The following is an 18034-nucleotide window of genomic DNA, read 5'->3' on the forward strand; positions in this document are numbered from 1 at the left end:
TGTATTTTATAATCAATTCCAGGTAAGTTATAGATCGTTTTCAACCACTTATGATTAAATTTGAAAAATCATGAAATGCCCATGGTATATTTTAGAAGAAGCGGAGGAGGCTTATGCAAATTAAGCTAATAATCGATGAAAAATATGTCGAGCCAGAAGTAGTTATCCATGCAAATGAGTATAGCAGCCAAATAGAACAACTTATGAAGTATTTGAAGGCTACGAGTACAGATGTAATTGACGGATATTTACAAAAAGAAATTTTCATGTTGAAAATTGTCGACATTTACTTTGTATTTTCAGAAGGAGCTAAGGTTTACTTTCAAACAGAAGAAAATGAATATGAATCTAAGCGTAAGTTATATGAACTTGAGGAGTTATTAGAAAAAGATTTTGTACGTGTAAATAAATCCACACTTGTGAATGTAACGAAAATTTCCTCTATGAAGGTTGAGGGAATGGGGATGATGCAGCTCGTGATGAATAATGAAACGACTGTCCTTGTTAGTCGTTCGTATTTAAAAGGTCTTAAAAAGAGATTAGGAATCGGGAGGGATACATGATGAAAATCATTATGCAGGTTTCCCTTTTAGGAATGGTAATCGGACTAAGTATTTCCTATACAATCATTACTATTATCTTATTACAAAATCCAACCCATAAGATAGACGGTCAGGAGTTATTTTTAGAATTTCTTTTAGCTATTATTCTTGGGTTTGGCTGTGGTATTACTTTACTTATTTTTTACATTGAGCGATGGCCGATAACGCTAAAACTATTCATACATTATGCTGTTTCTTTGTTGCTTGTACTTGCTTGCGGTGCAAAAGGGCAGTGGTATGAAAGCCCATTTGAGAATCCTATGGCAATCATCGTGTTCTTTGTCATTCATCTTGCGATATATCTTGTTATTTTATGTGTAATTTATTGGATCAATTTTCAAGAAGTGAAAAGCATTAATGAAAAATTAAAAAGACGATAGAGGGATAAATTATGTCACAAAATAGCTATGAGAATGCAAGAAAACGTGTAAGGGAATTAAAGTTATTATATGTTCATTTAGTTTGGTATATTTCTGTGAATGTTATGTTGATTTTTATTAATATGATGACTAGTTCCGGCAGTTGGTGGTTTATTTATCCTTTAATGGGATGGGGACTGGGTATTGTCGCACATAGTTTATATACCTTGGTACTAAGTAGATGGGGCAAAGAATGGGAAGAGAAAAAGATAAAGGAATACTTAACTAAAGATAATGAATAAATTAATTATGGCTGGTATATTTCCTTTCGCTTAAGGATGAGTGAACCATGGAATTCCTAAACTGAACGACCAATTATTGATTATCATGGATACATAGATTTATAAATGTAATAAAAATCTGTAAAAGTTACTGTTAAAAACTAGTGAAATAATATTTTTTCTTGCGAAATATATAACTGGACAAATTATCACAGTCGATGGAGGTTTGATGATCTAAACCTCCTGTATAGATTGAAGAGGGTGAAGGAATGCCGGAAGAACAAGCCATTATTAAGGTAACGAATTTGCAAAAAAAATACGGTGCATTTGAAGCTGTAAAAGGGATATCCTTTTCGGTGAAAAAAGGGGAGCTATTTGCTTTTCTGGGAACCAATGGGGCAGGCAAATCGACAACGATCGACATTCTGTGTACGCTGCTAAAAAAAACCGCTGGGGATGTCATGATCGATGGCTGTATCCTCGGTGAGGGCAAAGGAAACAACTCGATTCGCGATAAAATCGGGGTTGTATTCCAGGAGAGCATATTAGACGAACGTTTAACGGTGTATGAGAATATTATGAACCGGGGCCACTATTATAATTTGAGCAAAAGTCAAATTCAAGAAAACTATCATTTTGTTTCGAAGTATTTGAACCTGGATGATATAAAAGCTAAAAACTACAGTACTTTATCAGGCGGTCAAAGGAGGCGGGCGGATATTGCCCGTGCCATTATCCATAAACCGAGTATATTATTCCTGGATGAACCGACGACGGGTCTGGATCCACAAACCAGGCTATTTGTTTGGGATGCCATTAAGAGGTTACAGGAAGAGACGAATATGACCATTTTTTTAACAACACATTATATGGAAGAAGCAGCCGTGGCTGATAATGTAGTTGTCATAAAAGAAGGGCGTCTGGTCGCAAAAGGTACACCTAGTCAATTAAAGGATGAATATGCATTTGATAGTATGCATTTAATATTTAACCAGGCTTTTGATCCCCCGTCATGGTTTAAGAAGAAACGATTATCCTATACGTTGAAAAATTCAACGTACACCCTTCGCTTGCCTTCTACGTTAGATGCGTATGGCATTTTAAAAGAACTAGAGGGGCAAATAAAATCGTTTGAGGTTATAAAAGGAAGTATGGATGATGTCTTTATCAACATTATAGAGGAAAAAGGGAGTATCTCACAGTGAAATCCTTGTACCACTTAATCAGTAGGAATAACAAAATATACCGTCGCGATCGTACATTATTGCTTCTTTCCTTATTGTCCGTTTTCATTGTCATTCTATTGTATGCGGTATTCTTACAACAAACCCAAATCGACACAATAAAAGAACTTGTCGGAAGCACAAAAGCATCCAAAGCGATGGTCAATGAGTGGATGGTCGCAGGGTTATTATCGATTACTGCAGTAACGACAACTCTAGGCGCATTCGGGATTATGGTCAAAGATAAAGAAAGCAAAAAAACAAATGATTTTTTAACGGCGCCATTATCAAGATCAACAATACAGCTAAGCTATGTTATAAATTCATTTGGAATTGGTCTGTTTTTCTCGTTACTTGCCTTCGTGGGTTGTGAACTATTTCTTGTCTTGGCAGGCAGTGAAATCATGAGTGGGGTGAAGATTTTAAAGGTATTGGGCATTATTGTTCTTTCGGTTGCCTTATCCAGTTCAATCAATTTATTCTTGACCCTTTTCATCCACACGCAAAACGCATTTTCCACACTGAGTACAATCGTCGGAACGGCCATAGGTTTTTTATGTGGGGTGTATGTCCCTATTGGTGGTGTCCCCACTTTTGTGCAGAATATCATCATGTACTTCCCGATAAGCCATACGGCCGTCCTCCTGAGGAAAGCATTCATGACGGATTCGGTACAAACTGTATTTAAAGATGCGACACCGGAACAGATCTTATAATACAAGAAACATTACGGCATAGTATATGAAATGAATGATAAGCTTGTGACATCCGCCTATAGTTTATGGATGATCCTAATTACGATGGTTGCATTCACTATAATATCCCTCATCGTATTCAAAAAGAAAAATAAATAACCATGAGGATCTTTTTATTGAATATGAATTCCATTCATAAAACAGATTATTATAGTTTGTGGGATACCTGTTTGCCAGAAAATAGGGCTAGGTATATCAATAGTTCAAGTCAGTACAGAAAGCAAACTATATTTGCAGGAGATATACTGTTGCGCTATGCTTTATTGAGTGAAAAATTAGATATTTCAAAAGTTAAGATTGGTTACGGCAAATATGGAAAACCTTATATAAAAAATGGTGGGATTCATTTTAATTTATCTCATAGTAAGAATTTTATTGTTCTAGGAATAGGAAAACAAGAATTAGGTATCGATATTCTATGTGAAAGAAAGTTAAATAAAGAATTAATTAAGTATTTTTTTAGTGAAGAAGAACAGAGATACCTCCATCACTTAAAAGAAGGAAAACAGGATTATTATTGGAACGCGTTATGCTATAAAGAGGCATATATTAAATGTAGTGGTGGTCAAATAATAAATATGAAAAACAGGCTTGTTTGTCCTAAGGATTTACAGTATGGCAAAGTAAACAGAGTGAAACAGGAAAGAGAACAGATCGAAAGCATATTCTTCAAAGATTCAAATTACCATATTTGTATGATTTCCAATAATATATCAAGGAAATTAACTTTTGAGATTTTAGATATGGATGTAATATATAGGAAAATTGAAGGTTTGATTTCATGATAAACGTGATATTCCCAAAAATAACTTGATTTTTGTAACCGATCATAGGCTTCTTTTATGTCGAAGTATGCGACATAAGGGAAGTCTATTTTTTGTTTTATAGTTTACTCTTAATAGTGACAGTCCTTTGTATGGAATCTATTGACCTTCCATTTCGGATTTATATGGTAAGGTTTTAGCTTTAGTAAGGAAAATATTGCAAAAAAAACAGCCCTGTGTAACCAGAGCTGATCAGATTCTACTATTATTATTTATAGATTTTTACTTTAACGGTTTTTCTGCCCCAATTGATAGCTTTTGAGTGAGAAGAGTAGAAGACGTCAATTTTATTACCTTTGATTGCGCCGCCTTTATCTGCCGCAATGGCATCCCCGTATCCTTCTACATGAACTTTTGTTCCAAGTGGAATGACTTTAGGGTCGACTGAGATGGCTTTTACGTTAGGGTTTTTCTTTAAGTTAAGACCCGATGCTGTAATCCCGCTGCAGCCTTTGCAGTTCGCTGTGTAAGCTGTTGCCTTCACCGTGATCGTTTTATATTTTTTTGATGATGATGATGTTTTAGCTTTAGGTTTAGCGGCGGTCGATGTTTTCTTGACCTTTAAAACTTGTTTTGGATGGATGTTATCTTTTTTCAGGTTGTTCCAACTTTTGAGTTGATTGACTGTTATATTATGTTTATTGGCGATACCCCATAGTGTGTCGCCGCTTTTAACTTTGTATGTAGTAGTAGCAGCCGATGAAACTCCGGAAAAACTAAATACCAAAAAGAAAGCAGTGAATAATGGAAGTAGTATTTTTTTCAAAATGAATAGTCTCCTTTGTTTTAAATCGTAGACTTAGAATAACAGGTCTTTATGACAATAATGTTTCGGTGGAATAGTAATTGTGTTACAAAAAGGTTTCCCTTGATAAATAAATGTAATATAAACTAGGTCAAAAGGACTTGTCTAATAAATGTAAATATATTATTTATTATGTCAGTATAAGCGTATTTTTGTTAAATAGTGTTGCTATAATGGCGTATCCTGTTTAATGAGGTAATATATGGATGTTTAATCCCTGGTTTTAAAGTCCTGTATATTTTGTAAAAAAACAACGTAATAATAGACGATTGAATGCTGTTTATTTTAGTAGGAGAGGATATGCGGAACATGAAAAAAGCCGACATCTATGTGATGCCGGCTTAGACTAGACAAACTCGATGAAAATCAAGTCTGTCTATAGTTTTTATGAGGGTTTGTAAAGCTTCGAACGTCGATTTCCACTCCAGGCACTCGCTTTCCGCGGGCGGTCCGTGAGCCTCCTCGGCGCCTTTGCGCCTGCGGGGTCTCCCTTGGACACGCTTTTCCCGCAGGAGTCTCGCACCTTCCGTTCCAATCAACTTTGTTTTGAAATTTAGATAAACCCCTTTTGTTTACAAACTCAGCCGGCATCTATGTGAAGCCGGCTTTTTTTCATGAAATGGTTTAATTTAAAATAAATTCAGAAGCGAAATCGACTAGCATTTTTTGATAGACTGCTACCGATTCAAGATTGACGCATTCCCTATCTCCATGCCAGTTCTCACCTTTTGGTCCGAATTCAATCGCTGGGATATCATATGCCGCAAAAAAGACGGTATCTGCGGAGCCGTGCTGTCCAAAAATGACAGCGTCTTGCTTCGTGTTTCTTTCGATAATCGGACGGAGCAGAGTGATGAATGGGTCTGACTCTTCGGTTTTTACAGGTTTACTGTACATATTAAGGTGGACATTATTTCCTGTCACACTTTCGATCTGAGCAAGGATATCTTCCATTGTTTGCGTAGGGAGATAGCGAATATCAAGACTTAGCAAACAGGCATCCGGTACCTTATTATAGACCTCCCCGCCTTTTATTTTTGCTAGGTTAAGTGAAGGGGAAGAGTAAAGGGGAGTATGATCCCGGGTGAAAGGAAGTTCCTTTATTTTTTGATAAAGATCATAGGCCTTTTCAATTGCATTCACGCCTTCCCATGGACGGCTTCCGTGTGCGGATTTGCCGGATACTTCAATATCGAGACGAAGGGCACCCTTTGCCTGGAGCCCGATTCCCAATTGCGTCGGTTCGGCACAGATCACAAAGTCCCCTCTATAACCATGTTTCGCTAAATATCCGGAACAGTTCAAACCGCCAATCTCTTCATCCGATACGATCTGAAGCTGGATTTTCAAACCTAATTCCTTATCTTTCAGTTCGGTAAATGCACACATCATCCCTGCAACACCGGCTTTCATATCGGCTGTCCCGCGTCCATATAAGTTTCCTTCATGAACCTCAGGGAAAAATTGATCCGGCGTTCCGCTGACAACATCGACATGGCCATTCCAAATTAGGGTTTTATCTCCGCTGCCAATCTCGCTTACAAGCATCTTATAACCGTTATTTACGATCACATTCACGGTAAGTCCTTGATCTTTAAGCCAGTTTGCACAGTAATCAACTGCCTGGTTAGCGCCTTCTTTCGATGAACTGTCGATAGATACTAAATCTTTAAGTAACTCGATGAGCAAAAAGAAAACCTCCTAAAAATATGCATACTATGATTATATATACCCTTTCTGGGGAAGGGTTAACTCAAAATTTTTTTCCTGTTAAATAACGTTTAGCACTTTCATCCTCTGGGGTATGTAAAGGGGGAGCGACAATTTACATTCTTTAAGGAGGATGATAGATATGGATAAACGTATAATTGGTGTATATGAAACTGGAGAAGAAGCCATAAAGGCTGTTGAGTCATTACAGGCCCAAGGATATGATCGTGAAGATATTTCAGTGGTAGCTAAAGATAAAGAGGAATTAAATGCAGTTAATGAAGAAACGGGTACAAAAGTTGAGGAGGGGCTCGCAGCTGGTGCGGCGACCGGAGGTATTTTGGGCGGTGCTGCCGGATTATTAGCTGGTGTGGGTGCGTTGGCGATTCCGGGAATCGGACCGGTACTGGCAGCTGGACCGCTTGCTGCAACATTAGCCGGAGCGGCTGTAGGTGCTGGTACAGGAGGATTGGCCGGTACATTAATCGGTATGGGCATACCTGAAGACGAGGCGAATCGTTATGAAGCGGATGTAAAGAGTGGCAAGCTGCTTGTGTTAGTCGATTCGGATGCGAGAAAATCCAGTTCTTCTTACTCAGGAATAACGGAAACCGATGAAACGCTAACGAACGGTAGAAGAACTCTATAGGTCGTAAGTTAAAAAAGGACGGATCCCTTAGGATCCGTCTTTTTTTTGATTAGAATGTGAACTTCTTTATTTCTTTGTGCATTTCCTGGGATAGGGCATCCAATTCACTAGCCAAGGAATTTAATTGTTCCATGGAAGCATTCGTTTGTTCTACGGAAGCAGATACTTCTTCAGTTCCTGCGGCAGTTTCCTGACTGATCGAATTTAATTTTTCTGCATTGCTCGCCATCCGTGTGACCTCGTTTACCATATCGTTCATCATCTTTTTGATTTCGTCAAAATTGCTGAATGTGTTCGCGATGATGGATGCAATGTGACTGAAGGCATTTTCCGTATCCGTTACAGAAGTATCCTGAAGATGGATTTTTTGATTGACTTGATCAATCAAATGAACGGTATTTGTTGTATCGGTTTGCATTGCTTGAATGATTTCAGAGATTTCTTTCAGTGAGTTTTCCGTCTGTTCGGCCAATTTCTTAACTTCATCGGCAACAACTGCAAACCCTTTTCCGTGCTCACCAGCCCTGGCTGCTTCGATGGCAGCATTAAGAGCGAGTAAATTCGTTTGTCCTGCAATCCCGCTTATGGTCTTTACGATCGCACTAATATCATTGGAGCGTGCATCCAATGATTTGACTGCCGTACTCATCTTATTGGATATTTGGGACGTTTCATTGAATTGTTGTTTCAGGCCTTGCACTTGAGTGATTCCGTTTTCGGAAGCCTTGAACATATTTTCGGATTCCGTGGCCATTTTGCCCGTTTGCGCCTCAAGATCATTGATTTTGTCAGCCAATAGCTTTACGGCCACTTCGTTATTCTGCCCGACTTCGATTTGGTCTATGGCTCCGGCTGCTATTTGTTCCATCGTCATGGCCACCTCGTTAGCTGCCGCTGAATTTTCATCGGCACTAGCCACTAGCGTCATGGAGGAATCCGATACTTTATCGGAAAGGTTGTTGACAACCCCTAACATATGACTCATATTCCTGGTCATTAAGCTGGTATCTTCTGCAAGTTGGCCTATCTCATCTTTCCTTGAAATGGAATTCCTGGAGGTGAAATCACCGTTAGCCATTTTCCGTATGGATTCCTGCAGCTTTTTAATGGGATTCGTTAAAGAACGGGTGATGAAGATGGCAGATAGTGCAGTGACGGTAAAGACGATCAACAGTGTGATGATATTATCGATTATCATCGGGTTTGCACGGACTAGCACTTCGTTTTCATCCATTACCCCTGCTATTCTCCATCCGGTTGTAGGATTTGTGGCGTATCCGACGATCCTGCTTTTCCCTTCAAATTCCTCGATCATTGAACCGGATTCACTTTTCATTTTTTTGAAAATATTTTCCTTTGATATATCCTGTTGAATTTTTTCCTTGTCTGGATGGGTAACGAATGACCCTTTCTTATCCAGCAAAACCGTATAGCCCGTTTCGCCGAATTTCGTTTGATTGACCATTGTGATCAATGTATCGATCGAGATGTCGACACCGAGCACGCCTATTAATTCATCACGATCATCATATACAGCTTTTGCTGCGGTAATGACAAGTGTATCCGTCGCCTTATCAATATAAGGTTCCGTCCAAATGGTCTTGTTTTTTTGTTTCAATGCGGATTGATACCAGTCCCTTTGTCTTGGATCGAAGTCAGTCGGCAATTCAGCTTTTGGGAATATTAATGTTTTTCCATCTTTCTCCGTGCCAAGGTATAAACCATTTATTTCAGAACTGCTTGATTGTGTATGGGAAAACTCATCCATTATGGATTCGGGGTTCTTATCATAAGTACTCATGATAGGATACTTACCGATCCTATCCAATTGACTTTCCGTTTTTTGAAAGAAGATTTCGAAAGAATCGTTCATTGACTTGACTTGCTCTTCAGTCGTTCCGGTAAATTCCTTGGTCGTCAACTCGATACTATTTTTATAGCTCATGTAAGAGATGGCCATTCCGCTTAACATGATCAAAGCTAAAAAAGGAATCAATATTTGTTTTTTTAGCGAATTAAAATACCAGTCTGTTAGTCTTTTCATATGTACAATTCTCCTTATATACCTCGAATTAATTTAGGCTTCTATAGATATTTCGGTCTGCTTTGACTTTTTTGAAGTTTCTAGTTAGAAAATTCCCAATATTAATTTTGAGGTGAGTGGGCGACATATATTCAAGGTATGAGGAGGATATAGAGGATAAAAAAAGAGCTGACTGCCGTAGTCAACTCTTTCATTCAATGATAACTATTCGACTTGGATATTTTTTGTCCTGTCCATATACCATGTGTAAAACTCGTCTGCATATTCAACGGATACATCTTGGAGCTTTGTATGGTGTACAGGCTTGGAGCGGTTGATCGTTTCAATTGTAGCAAGCCCGAAAAGCTTTTGCAGCTTCGAACGTTCCACCTCAATTTGAATGACCTTGCTTCTTTTGGTTATGAATAGTGATGTTTCCAAACTTCCGGATTTGAACTGAATGAACTCATCATTTATTAAGTAACGGCTATTTTTGTAATTGATTATTCTCAATGTATAAATGAGAACGAGTAGAATCAGTGAGATATACAATAGGGAGGGGTTGAAATAATAGATCGCCAATGTTGTGAGAATCCAGAAAAAGCTGGGCCGCAGCATTCGGATTTTGAAGGCCTGTTTCGATAGTGACTTCATTGACCGTTCCACTTTATAAGCGGGTAAAATCTCTTCTATCATCCCATATGCCCGTTCAATTGATAAAAAAGGATAGAGGGTGTTCGTTTCCAGCTCTTCATCACCGGTGCTTCCTGCACTGATCAGTTTCACTTCTGCCAACCCTAGTAATCTTTTAATGATTGATTGGGTGATTTCGACTGCTTGTACTTTTTCTTTCCGAATGGAAAAAGCGGATTCGTCCAGTACGCCTTTCTTGATATATATGCGCTCGTGATCCGATGAAATTTCATATTTTCCATATTTAACGAATGTGGAAACGATTCCGAAGGCAACGGCGACACATATGAGGCCTGCAATAACGATGGTAATGATCCACCATGTATCCAATAACTTGGCAAGAAACCCTTCGGCATTCTCCAAATCGATAAAATCATCGAGTGTATTATATAACGTAGCCAATATCGGGATAAGAGCCAGGAAGCTGAGTGATGTAAAGGAAGCTTTCAGAACATCTTGTTTGCTTGGCGTGAAGTGGATCGTTTTTTCATTGGCTGGTTCCATATCCTCAGCAATTCGTTCTTCGGGAATATCCGCTTCTATTACCGGAAGTTCCTGTTTTGAAGCATATTCCCCCTCAAGCCGTTCGGCCTCTTTTCGGGAAATCATCTCGAAAGGTACGCTACCCTGATCACCAGTCATCCCGGTTTCGAATGTTAAAGAGGTCAATCTGAAAATCTTATGAAATAACGTCGTGCGTTGCTGGACATTCTGAACCTTATGAAGCGGGACAGTTCGATACGATTTCGAGACAAGCCCTGAAGTAATATATAAGGTCCCATCTTTGATTTGGTATTTATATGTATACCATTTAAGGATGACAGAAATGACTTTCCAAATCAGATAAACTAGAAAGCCGATTTGGAGTACCTTCATATACATCTTTTCAGAACCGAAATTCAGGACATAAAGCATGATTATGAAAAATACATTTCCTTTCAGCAATTTCCACAATTCGAAAGGGATTTTGATAGGGTGTAATCGTTTTGCTTGTTCTTCCATCATTAATCCACTTCCTTAATTTTTGCGAAATGGGCAATTTTATCTCGTAATTCATACGCCTCTTTCTCGGGGATCGCTGGTATGTCATGAGAATCGCCCATTGTACCAATGCTTAGGGAATAAAGGTTGTATTTTCGCAAAAACGGTCCTTGGTTCAATTTGACGGATTGAACCTTCGTCATCGGAATGAGTTCATGCGTTTCACTCCAGGCTCCACGTCTTGTTTGAATGAACTCTTCGTTCACGTCGTAACGCCAATACTTTTGCAACAGTATCGGTTCAATGAAGATGGACCATATAGCATGGAAAAAAGATAATACGATAAGTCCGTTTAAAATCCATCCAATCCATTCTTTCCAAGTGAAATAATCATCAACAAATAATAGGGTGCCAAGGACGGCGAGGATAATGAGATTGGTAATGGCTTCAGTCATCCGCCACACCTTCACTGATTCTTTGGATATTTTCTTCGTTGGTGGCTGTATCTTGGAATACATATATTCACTCCTTACTATGTCTTTATACTTATACGGATTATCTTGCAAAAAAGTTCCCTATTATAAGTACATGTAAAGAAATTATGCAGCCGCATACCATGGAGTGGCGGCCGAATGATCCTGCAGTTTCCCGAGTATGTATAAATAAGGAGTTTTCTAGTGGATCTTTTCTTTTTATATGACCGAAAAATGGACAAGATAGAAGTGGTGAGTTTCTAGAGTGGGAGTGATAGGTTTGACGTATAAAAGGAAGTTGGGTTTTATATTCTTCCTGTTTTTGATTTGTTTTTTTTATGGAGAATCGATGCAGGCTGCGAATGATGATGAAAACCTAGGTCAGGAAATTCAACGAATATTGGAGCATTCGCCAGGATTGGCTGGGGCGTTGACGGGAATTTCCATCCGTTCAGCTGAAACGGGGGAAATGATTTATGAACAGGGGTCGCAAACGAGATTGCGGCCTGCTTCGAACCTTAAGCTTTTGACTGCAGCAGCTGCGCTGGAAACTTTAGGGGAAGATCATGCTTTTCAAACGGAACTATACATAAAAGGAGTGCAGGTTGGCCAGGTTCTGCAGGGCAATGTATACCTGAAGGGAAAAGGAGATCCTACATTATTGGAAAAGGATTTTGATGAGCTGGCAGCTTCACTGAAGCACAGGCAAGTTAAGTTCGTTCACGGGGATCTTATAGGCGATGATTCTTGGTATGATGATGTTCGTTATTCCCAAGACTTAGTTTGGAGCGATGAACAGGAATATTACGGTGCAGCCGTTTCGGCTTTAACCGCTTCCCCGAATGAAGATTACGATACCGGTACCATCATTCTGGAGATGACCCCTGGGGAAAAGGCTGGGAAGAGGGCAATGGTGAAGCTTGAGCCGGAAACCGATTACGTGAAGGTCATCAACAAAACGAAAACTGTATCGGCAGACGCTAATAACAAAATTGAAGTCGAACGGTCTCATGGCACACAAGTCATTACGGTTTCCGGGACCATTCCGGAGCATTCCGGTGTGACCAAAGAGTGGATTTCGGTGGAAGATCCCACAGGATATGCGCTGAGCCTATTTGAAAAATCAATGAAGGAACATGGAATTAAAGTGTTGGGAAAAAGGAAAAAAGGGAAAACGCCAGTAGGAGCGGACATGATTGCCACTCATCAGTCCATGCCGCTTTCACAGCTGCTTATTCCTTTCATGAAATTGAGCAATAACAGCCATGCCGAGGTTTTGGTAAAGGAAATGGGCAAAGAGGCAGAAGGGGAGGGAAGCTGGAAGGATGGTTTGAAGGTTACTCGAAATCAGCTGAAGAGTATGGGTCTCGATATGCAAACGATCATGATGCGTGATGGATCTGGAATTTCCCAAGTCAATATGATTCCAGCGAATGAAATAACGAAGCTGCTGTATGCCGTTCAGGAAAAAACGTGGTTTCCTGCTTACTTGAATGCTTTACCGATTGCAGGCAACGAAAATCGGATGGTGGGCGGTACGCTTAGAAAGAGGATGAAAGGGACACTTGCAGCCGGGAATGTTCGTGCGAAAACAGGAACGATTTCAGGAACGAGCTCCTTATCAGGATATGTGACGACCAAAAAAGGGGAAAAAATCATATTTTCAATCATCTTGAATAATTTTGTCGAAGAAAAAGGCATTACGGCAATCCAGGATAAAATAGCCGTAATGCTCGCAGAACAGGAAAACCTATTGGGAAGCGGCCATTAGTATCCATGGAAAGCTAAGTTGAAGTTCAGGATCTGCGAGAAACAGGTCGGCATCAGCCAAATCATTTTTATATAGTTTCCCAAACGACTGTTAGTGAGACGCCTGTAATCCAAGAGGAGTATACCCTGTCCAGCTTACTTCTGTTGGAAGAATCTTAAGCATTTTTCTTTAGTGAAGGACCTAATCTATTATTTGTTTGAAACAAGGTCCATATCGAAAATTGGATTTTATTAATAACAGTATCCTTCATCTTAGTTTTTTCATTTTATCCACTCAAGGAAGGAATTTAAGGGAGGATGAATAGAAATAAGTAGTATAGGGGGAATGCTTATGAACTTTCCAACACTTAATGGACCGTATACGATTAGCAGTCTTATAGCTGAAATTCACGAAATTTCCAAAGAACGATCTCTCTATATATTGGCCATAGATGGCCGGGGCGGGTCTGGAAAAAGTACACTCGCTGCCAGTATCCAAGCAGAATGTCCGGGCAGCGCGGTCGTACATATGGATGACTTTTATTTACCGTCTTCGGATAGGGTTCAACTGCCTCCATCCCAAAAGGCGATTGGAGCGGATTATGATTGGGAACGGGTTTGTAACCAAATCCTAAAACCGCTTACAGAGGGGAAAGAAGCAAGATATCAAAGGTATGATTGGGAAACGGACACTATGGCCGAATGGCATGAGGTTCCTGCTGGGGGCCTTGTCATTATAGAAGGAACTTATTCTATCCGTAAAGAATTGGCAGGGTATCATGATTTCACGATTTGGGTGGAATGTCCCCGTGATCAGCGTTTGAAACGTGGCCTTGAGCGGGATGGTGAAGATGCGCGTCAAATGTGGGAGGATAATTGGATGGTTCATGAAGATCTCTATGTGGGTGCGCAAAGGCCTCAAGAAGGAGCGAATCTTGTTGTGGACGGAACGAGCTGAGTCAGAGGATATTTTAATTGTAAGGGTTTACCTATAAAATAGATTGTATGTTTAGATAAATTTCTGGGGAGCCGGAAACAGGGGGGAAACTATGTTTACTAATGAAGAACAAGCTGCTGTATATAAAGCCATTTATAACCGAAGGGATATCAGGAGTTTTTTGCCAAAGCCCATTTCAAAGGATATACTCCGCAGAATTTTGGATGCTGCACATCATGCGCCATCTGTAGGATTCATGCAACCTTGGAGTTTCATCGTGATTTCATCTCAGGAAACCAAGAACAGTTTGGCATGGGCAGCGGATAAAGAAAGAAGGGCACTCGCTATTCATTATGAAGGAGGTAAAGAAAATAAGTTTCTTAGTTTGAAAGTGGAAGGGTTAAAAGAAGCACCATACACCATTTGTGTTACATGCGACCCGACACGGGGAGGCTCCCATGTTTTAGGGAGGAACTCCATTCCGGAAACCGATATTCTATCCACGGCCTGCGCAATTCAAAATATGTGGCTGGCTGCCTGTGCGGAAGGATTGGCAATGGGATGGGTAAGCTTTTATAAGAAAAATGATATTCGTGATATTTTGGAGATTCCGCCGCATATAGAACCCGTTGCACTCCTGTCGATTGGCTATACGGATCAATATCCGGATAAACCCATCCTTGAACTTGCTAATTGGGAAAAAAGAAGGCCGATGGATGAACTTATTTTCGAGGATAAATGGGGTAATAAATAAAACGATATATTAAGATTCCAAAAAAAAGCCCCTGGTTCAGGGGTTTTTGGTTGTGATGAAAATATAAAAGACTCTTACGAAAGATACATCTTTTGAAAGAGTCTTTTTAAAAATTTGGTTTGATTTTAAAATCTACGCCGTTTTGAAGATCCCGGTATACCGAGATCTTCACGGTATTTTGCAATAGTGCGGCGGGAGATCTTCGTTCCTTCATTTTCGAATATTTGACAAAGTTTCTGATCTGAAAAAGGCCTTATCTTATCTTCATCGGCAATCAACACCTTTATTTTTTCTTTGATGGTGGTCGTTGATTCGGTTGCTTGGCTGTTCACGCGGTGTAACCCTCTAGTAAAGAAGTTCTTTAGTTTAAAGAGGCCATGCGGCGTCTGGATATATTTATTGCTCGTCGCCCTGCTGATCGTTGATTCATGAAGCTGAAGTTTTTCCGAAATGTCTTTCAGTGTCATTGGTTTTAATCCCGTAATTCCCTTCATGAAAAACTCTCGCTGCTCGTCCACGATTGACGCTGTCACTTTGTAAAGTGTCATTTGCCTTTGTTCAAGCCCTTTTAAAAGTAATTGGGCATCATTTATGTGCCCTTTTATATAATCTTTAGCTGGATTAACAGAATTCATAGCAACGTGGTTCTTGTAGTAAGGATTGATGGAAAGTTTAGGTGTGCAGCTATCGTTGACCGTTATCAGAAAACCTTCTTTATCTTTTTCCACGTAAACGTCCGGCACGATGTAATGAGTCATATCATCGGAAAAGTGACTGACTGGACGTGGGTTTAACGTACGGATGAAATCCGAGGCCTCTTGTACTTCCTGAACGGTCACTTGGTAAAGGCCGGCAATTTTCCTGTAGCGTTTTTCTGCTAAATCCGTTAAATGCTTTTTAACGATCTTATACGCCAATTCATTGTAATCCTCATGCCCATGCAGCTGAATGAGTAAACAGTCGGTCAGATCTTTAGCCCCGACTCCAATGGGCTCAAGGGACTGCAATACTTGAATCATACTTTCGATTACTTCCACGGACACGGAAAAATGCGAGGCAGCCCATTTGGCATCCAATTCAAGAAATCCATATTCATTTAAGTTCCCAATCAAGAATTGGAGAATTCTCTTTTCAAAAGCTTTCAACGAACTTAGTAAACTCAATTGTTCCAGTAAATGGCTTTCCAGTGTTTCTGTGTTGATTGAATAATTGTTGATAGGGTTGTAATCATTGTCTCCGTTGAAACTTTTACTTTTAGAGGACCGTATCTGAGAATTTATTTTATGTGTATGAATGCTGGATTCAGAAAGTGATGCGAGGGGTTCTTTAAAGCTAATTTCGAGAACGGGATTTTCGTAAGCCTGTAGGTTCAGGAAATCTATCAGTTCATGGGTGGAGTATTGAAGGATATTGATCGATTGCTGTAATTCAGGGGTTAATGACAATTTCAATGTTTGTTTTTGGTACAGTTCAAATCCTACCTGCATATATATCAACTTCTTTCGTTTAGATTAACATAGCGGTTCAAAAGGAATGAAAAAATATTAAGATGATAATAATACAAATCTTCCGAAAATTCAACATTCTGTGTCAGGTTTTATAACATTGATTAGAAAATAAAGAGGGGGATTCAAAAATTTGTGTAAATTAATATTTAATTTAATGAATAGGTATCGAGTGATTCAAATTCGAATTGAATGATTCGCATATGAATCGACACACGCTCCTAATGATTCATCTATGAATCGTTTTAACTTGAATACCTTTAATATAAGGCTCATATAATTTGGCATGCATCTTGCTATATCTATATATATAAATATAAAAAATTAACTAGCTTGAAAAAAATCCATACATGAGAAGGGTGTTTTTTACATGATTAAAGAAACGACGGGTATTCAGGAATTAATCGATTTGGATAAAAAGCATTTTATCCATCCGACTACGGCAATCGAACAACAGCAGGCAGATGGTCCAAGTTTCATCTTTAAGGAAGGAAAGGGAATATATCTTACGGATGTAACGGGCAGGACTGTCATTGATGGCATGGCTTCACTTTGGAATGTGAATATTGGACATGGACAAGAAGAGATGGCTGAAGTCGCGAAGGAACAAATGGCGAAGTTAGCTTTCACCTCAAGTTTCGCCACTTTCAGCAATGAGCCGGCAATCCGTTTAGCGGCCAAAATCGCTTCCATCGCGCCTGGGGATTTAAATGCAGTTTTCTTCACTTCAGGTGGATCGGAGTCGAATGATACGGCTATCAAGCTTGCTCGACATTACTGGCTTTTGAAAGGGCAGCCTAATCGTCAAAAAATCATTTCCCGCTCGAAATCTTATCATGGAGTGGCAATGGGAGCCACAAGTGCGACTGGCCTGAAACCGTTCCGAGACTTCACGAATTCAATCGCACCGGATTTTTACCATGTAGACGGTTCCTCCATTGAGGAGTTGCGTAAGGTCATAGAACAGGAAGGACCGGAAACGATTGCGGCATTTATCGCTGAACCGATTCAAGGGGCCGGTGGCGTGAACCTTCCTCCTGAAGGCTATTTTAAGGAAGTAAGGGAGATTTGTAATGAATACGGTATTTTAATGGTGACGGATGAAGTCATTACAGGTTTCGGAAGAACAGGGACTTATTTTGGGATTGAGCACTTTGGTGTTGTACCTGATATGATGTGCTTTGCAAAAGGTGTGACAAGCGGATATGCACAGTTAGGCGGGGTCGTCCTGAATGATAAGATGCATCAGGATTTCATTGCCCTTTCAAAAGGCACGCTTTTACACGGCTACACATACAGTGGCCATCCTATGGCTTGTGCGGTTGCTTTGAAAAATATTGAAATAATTGAACGTGAAAACCTGATAGAAAACTCTAAACAGCGTGGTGAAGAGTTGCTTGCCGGCTTTAAGAAGCTTCAAAGCAAACATCCGATTGTTGGTGATGTCAGGGCACTTGGATTAATTGGAGGCATCTCCATCGTAAAGGACAAACAAACAGGCGAAGGATTTGAGACACAGCTTGCTCCAAGGCTGGTTGCTGAAGCGGCGAAAAATGGTTTGATTTGCCGGTCTGTTACGTTTGATCAAGATACACTCGTATTCGCACCGCCTTTAATCATTACTAAAGCGGAAGTCGAAAGAATAATTGAAATCCTTGATGAGACATTTACTGCTGTCGAAAAAGAAATTTTATAAGAGGTGAAAGTGATG

At 39.7% G+C, this 18034-nt stretch carries 16 protein-coding genes and 2 pseudogenes; 11 read left to right on the plus strand and 7 right to left on the minus strand.

The window, feature by feature from the left end:
- The first annotated feature begins 113 nt into the window (after positions 1-113).
- From OSJ91_RS02805 to OSJ91_RS02830, 6 genes and pseudogenes are all read left to right on the plus strand, one after another.
- The gene (locus OSJ91_RS02805) at positions 114-563 is read left to right on the plus strand and encodes a LytTR family DNA-binding domain-containing protein (RefSeq protein ID WP_350301117.1); all 450 of its coding nucleotides are present in this window, start codon (positions 114-116) and stop codon (positions 561-563) included.
- The gene (locus tag OSJ91_RS02810; protein WP_350301118.1) at positions 560-982 is read left to right on the plus strand and encodes a DUF3021 domain-containing protein; all 423 of its coding nucleotides are present in this window, start codon (positions 560-562) and stop codon (positions 980-982) included. Before OSJ91_RS02805 ends, OSJ91_RS02810 begins: the two co-directional genes overlap by 4 nt.
- An 11-nt stretch (positions 983-993) precedes the next feature.
- Positions 994-1263: a 2TM domain-containing protein gene (locus OSJ91_RS02815; RefSeq protein ID WP_350301119.1), complete on the plus strand. Its 270-nt coding sequence runs from the start codon at positions 994-996 to the stop codon at positions 1261-1263.
- 248 nt (positions 1264-1511) lie between these two features.
- Positions 1512-2447, plus strand: a complete 936-nt coding sequence (locus OSJ91_RS02820) for an ABC transporter ATP-binding protein (protein WP_413015263.1) — start codon at positions 1512-1514, stop codon at positions 2445-2447.
- Positions 2444-3319, plus strand: a pseudogene (locus tag OSJ91_RS02825) (ABC transporter permease). The gene OSJ91_RS02820 and the pseudogene OSJ91_RS02825 overlap by 4 nt, the downstream one beginning before the upstream one ends.
- A 23-nt stretch (positions 3320-3342) precedes the next feature.
- The gene (locus tag OSJ91_RS02830) at positions 3343-4005 is read left to right on the plus strand and encodes a 4'-phosphopantetheinyl transferase family protein (RefSeq protein ID WP_485891834.1); all 663 of its coding nucleotides are present in this window, start codon (positions 3343-3345) and stop codon (positions 4003-4005) included.
- 247 nt (positions 4006-4252) lie between these two features.
- Here OSJ91_RS02830 and OSJ91_RS02835 read toward each other — a convergent pair whose 3' ends face one another.
- Positions 4253-4810: a 3D domain-containing protein gene (locus OSJ91_RS02835; protein ID WP_101224913.1), complete on the minus strand. Its 558-nt coding sequence runs from the start codon at positions 4808-4810 to the stop codon at positions 4253-4255.
- Positions 4811-5473: 663 nt separating this feature from the next.
- A complete protein-coding gene (locus OSJ91_RS02840) occupies positions 5474-6538 on the minus strand; it encodes a M20 family metallopeptidase (RefSeq protein ID WP_350301122.1) in 1065 nt (354 codons plus the stop codon).
- A 163-nt stretch (positions 6539-6701) separates the two neighbouring features.
- Here OSJ91_RS02840 and OSJ91_RS02845 point away from each other — a divergent pair, with 163 nt between their 5' ends.
- Positions 6702-7208 (plus strand): general stress protein, encoded by a 507-nt coding sequence (locus OSJ91_RS02845; protein WP_241590034.1) that lies wholly within the window; start codon positions 6702-6704, stop codon positions 7206-7208.
- 49 nt (positions 7209-7257) lie between these two features.
- On the opposite strand, the gene OSJ91_RS02850 is transcribed toward OSJ91_RS02845, so the two are convergent.
- The 4 genes and pseudogenes from OSJ91_RS02850 to OSJ91_RS02865 form a co-directional block, all read right to left on the minus strand.
- A complete protein-coding gene (locus OSJ91_RS02850; RefSeq protein ID WP_485891835.1) occupies positions 7258-8205 on the minus strand; it encodes a methyl-accepting chemotaxis protein in 948 nt (315 codons plus the stop codon).
- A 24-nt stretch (positions 8206-8229) separates the two neighbouring features.
- Positions 8230-9252: pseudogene (locus OSJ91_RS02855) on the minus strand (HAMP domain-containing protein); the annotation flags it as partial.
- A 204-nt stretch (positions 9253-9456) separates the two neighbouring features.
- On the minus strand, positions 9457-10929 hold the full coding sequence (locus OSJ91_RS02860; RefSeq protein ID WP_485890952.1) for a PH domain-containing protein: 1473 nt from the start codon (positions 10927-10929) through the stop codon (positions 9457-9459).
- A complete protein-coding gene (locus OSJ91_RS02865) occupies positions 10929-11423 on the minus strand; it encodes a PH domain-containing protein (RefSeq protein WP_350301126.1) in 495 nt (164 codons plus the stop codon). The genes OSJ91_RS02860 and OSJ91_RS02865 overlap by 1 nt, the downstream gene beginning before the upstream one ends.
- Positions 11424-11727: 304 nt before the next feature.
- Between OSJ91_RS02865 and dacB the strand changes: the two genes are divergently transcribed.
- The 3 genes from dacB to bluB all read left to right on the plus strand — a co-directional run bounded on the left by dacB (position 11728) and on the right by bluB (position 14818).
- Entirely contained in the window at positions 11728-13149 is a 1422-nt protein-coding gene (gene dacB, locus OSJ91_RS02870; protein ID WP_485891836.1) for a D-alanyl-D-alanine carboxypeptidase/D-alanyl-D-alanine endopeptidase, read from the plus strand.
- A 330-nt stretch (positions 13150-13479) separates the two neighbouring features.
- Positions 13480-14085, plus strand: coding sequence for a uridine kinase family protein (locus OSJ91_RS02875; protein WP_485890953.1), 606 nt, complete (start codon positions 13480-13482; stop codon positions 14083-14085).
- A gap of 91 nt (positions 14086-14176) precedes the next feature.
- Positions 14177-14818, plus strand: a complete 642-nt coding sequence (gene bluB, locus OSJ91_RS02880) for a 5,6-dimethylbenzimidazole synthase (RefSeq protein ID WP_063235341.1) — start codon at positions 14177-14179, stop codon at positions 14816-14818.
- Between the two features lie 125 nt (positions 14819-14943).
- Here the strand turns inward: bluB and rpoN are convergent, their stop codons facing one another.
- A complete protein-coding gene (gene rpoN, locus OSJ91_RS02885; RefSeq protein WP_485890954.1) occupies positions 14944-16305 on the minus strand; it encodes an RNA polymerase factor sigma-54 in 1362 nt (453 codons plus the stop codon).
- A 388-nt stretch (positions 16306-16693) separates the two neighbouring features.
- Between rpoN and OSJ91_RS02890 the strand changes: the two genes are divergently transcribed.
- Positions 16694-18019: an aminotransferase family protein gene (locus OSJ91_RS02890; protein ID WP_350301130.1), complete on the plus strand. Its 1326-nt coding sequence runs from the start codon at positions 16694-16696 to the stop codon at positions 18017-18019.
- The last annotated feature ends 15 nt before the right edge of the window (positions 18020-18034 follow it).

The sequence above is a fragment of the Bacillus sp. T-10(2022) genome (assembly GCF_056502895.1).

Bases quoted from the DNA above. Each gene is read 5' to 3' on its own strand.
- OSJ91_RS02805 (WP_350301117.1), top strand. From the start codon at position 114: ATGCAAATTAAGCTAATAATCGATGAAAAATATGTCGAGCCAGAAGTA.
- OSJ91_RS02830 (WP_485891834.1), top strand. From the start codon at position 3,343: ATGAATTCCATTCATAAAACAGATTATTATAGTTTGTGGGATACCTGT.
- OSJ91_RS02875 (WP_485890953.1), top strand. From the start codon at position 13,480: ATGAACTTTCCAACACTTAATGGACCGTATACGATTAGCAGTCTTATA.
- dacB (WP_485891836.1), top strand. From the start codon at position 11,728: ATGCAGGCTGCGAATGATGATGAAAACCTAGGTCAGGAAATTCAACGA.
- OSJ91_RS02860 (WP_485890952.1), bottom strand. From the start codon at position 10,929: ATGATGGAAGAACAAGCAAAACGATTACACCCTATCAAAATCCCTTTC.
- OSJ91_RS02820 (WP_413015263.1), top strand. From the start codon at position 1,512: ATGCCGGAAGAACAAGCCATTATTAAGGTAACGAATTTGCAAAAAAAA.
- OSJ91_RS02865 (WP_350301126.1), bottom strand. From the start codon at position 11,423: ATGTATTCCAAGATACAGCCACCAACGAAGAAAATATCCAAAGAATCA.
- OSJ91_RS02850 (WP_485891835.1), bottom strand. From the start codon at position 8,205: ATGACCAGGAATATGAGTCATATGTTAGGGGTTGTCAACAACCTTTCC.
- OSJ91_RS02815 (WP_350301119.1), top strand. From the start codon at position 994: ATGTCACAAAATAGCTATGAGAATGCAAGAAAACGTGTAAGGGAATTA.
- OSJ91_RS02810 (WP_350301118.1), top strand. From the start codon at position 560: ATGATGAAAATCATTATGCAGGTTTCCCTTTTAGGAATGGTAATCGGA.
- OSJ91_RS02845 (WP_241590034.1), top strand. From the start codon at position 6,702: ATGGATAAACGTATAATTGGTGTATATGAAACTGGAGAAGAAGCCATA.
- rpoN (WP_485890954.1), bottom strand. From the start codon at position 16,305: ATGCAGGTAGGATTTGAACTGTACCAAAAACAAACATTGAAATTGTCA.
- bluB (WP_063235341.1), top strand. From the start codon at position 14,177: ATGTTTACTAATGAAGAACAAGCTGCTGTATATAAAGCCATTTATAAC.
- OSJ91_RS02890 (WP_350301130.1), top strand. From the start codon at position 16,694: ATGATTAAAGAAACGACGGGTATTCAGGAATTAATCGATTTGGATAAA.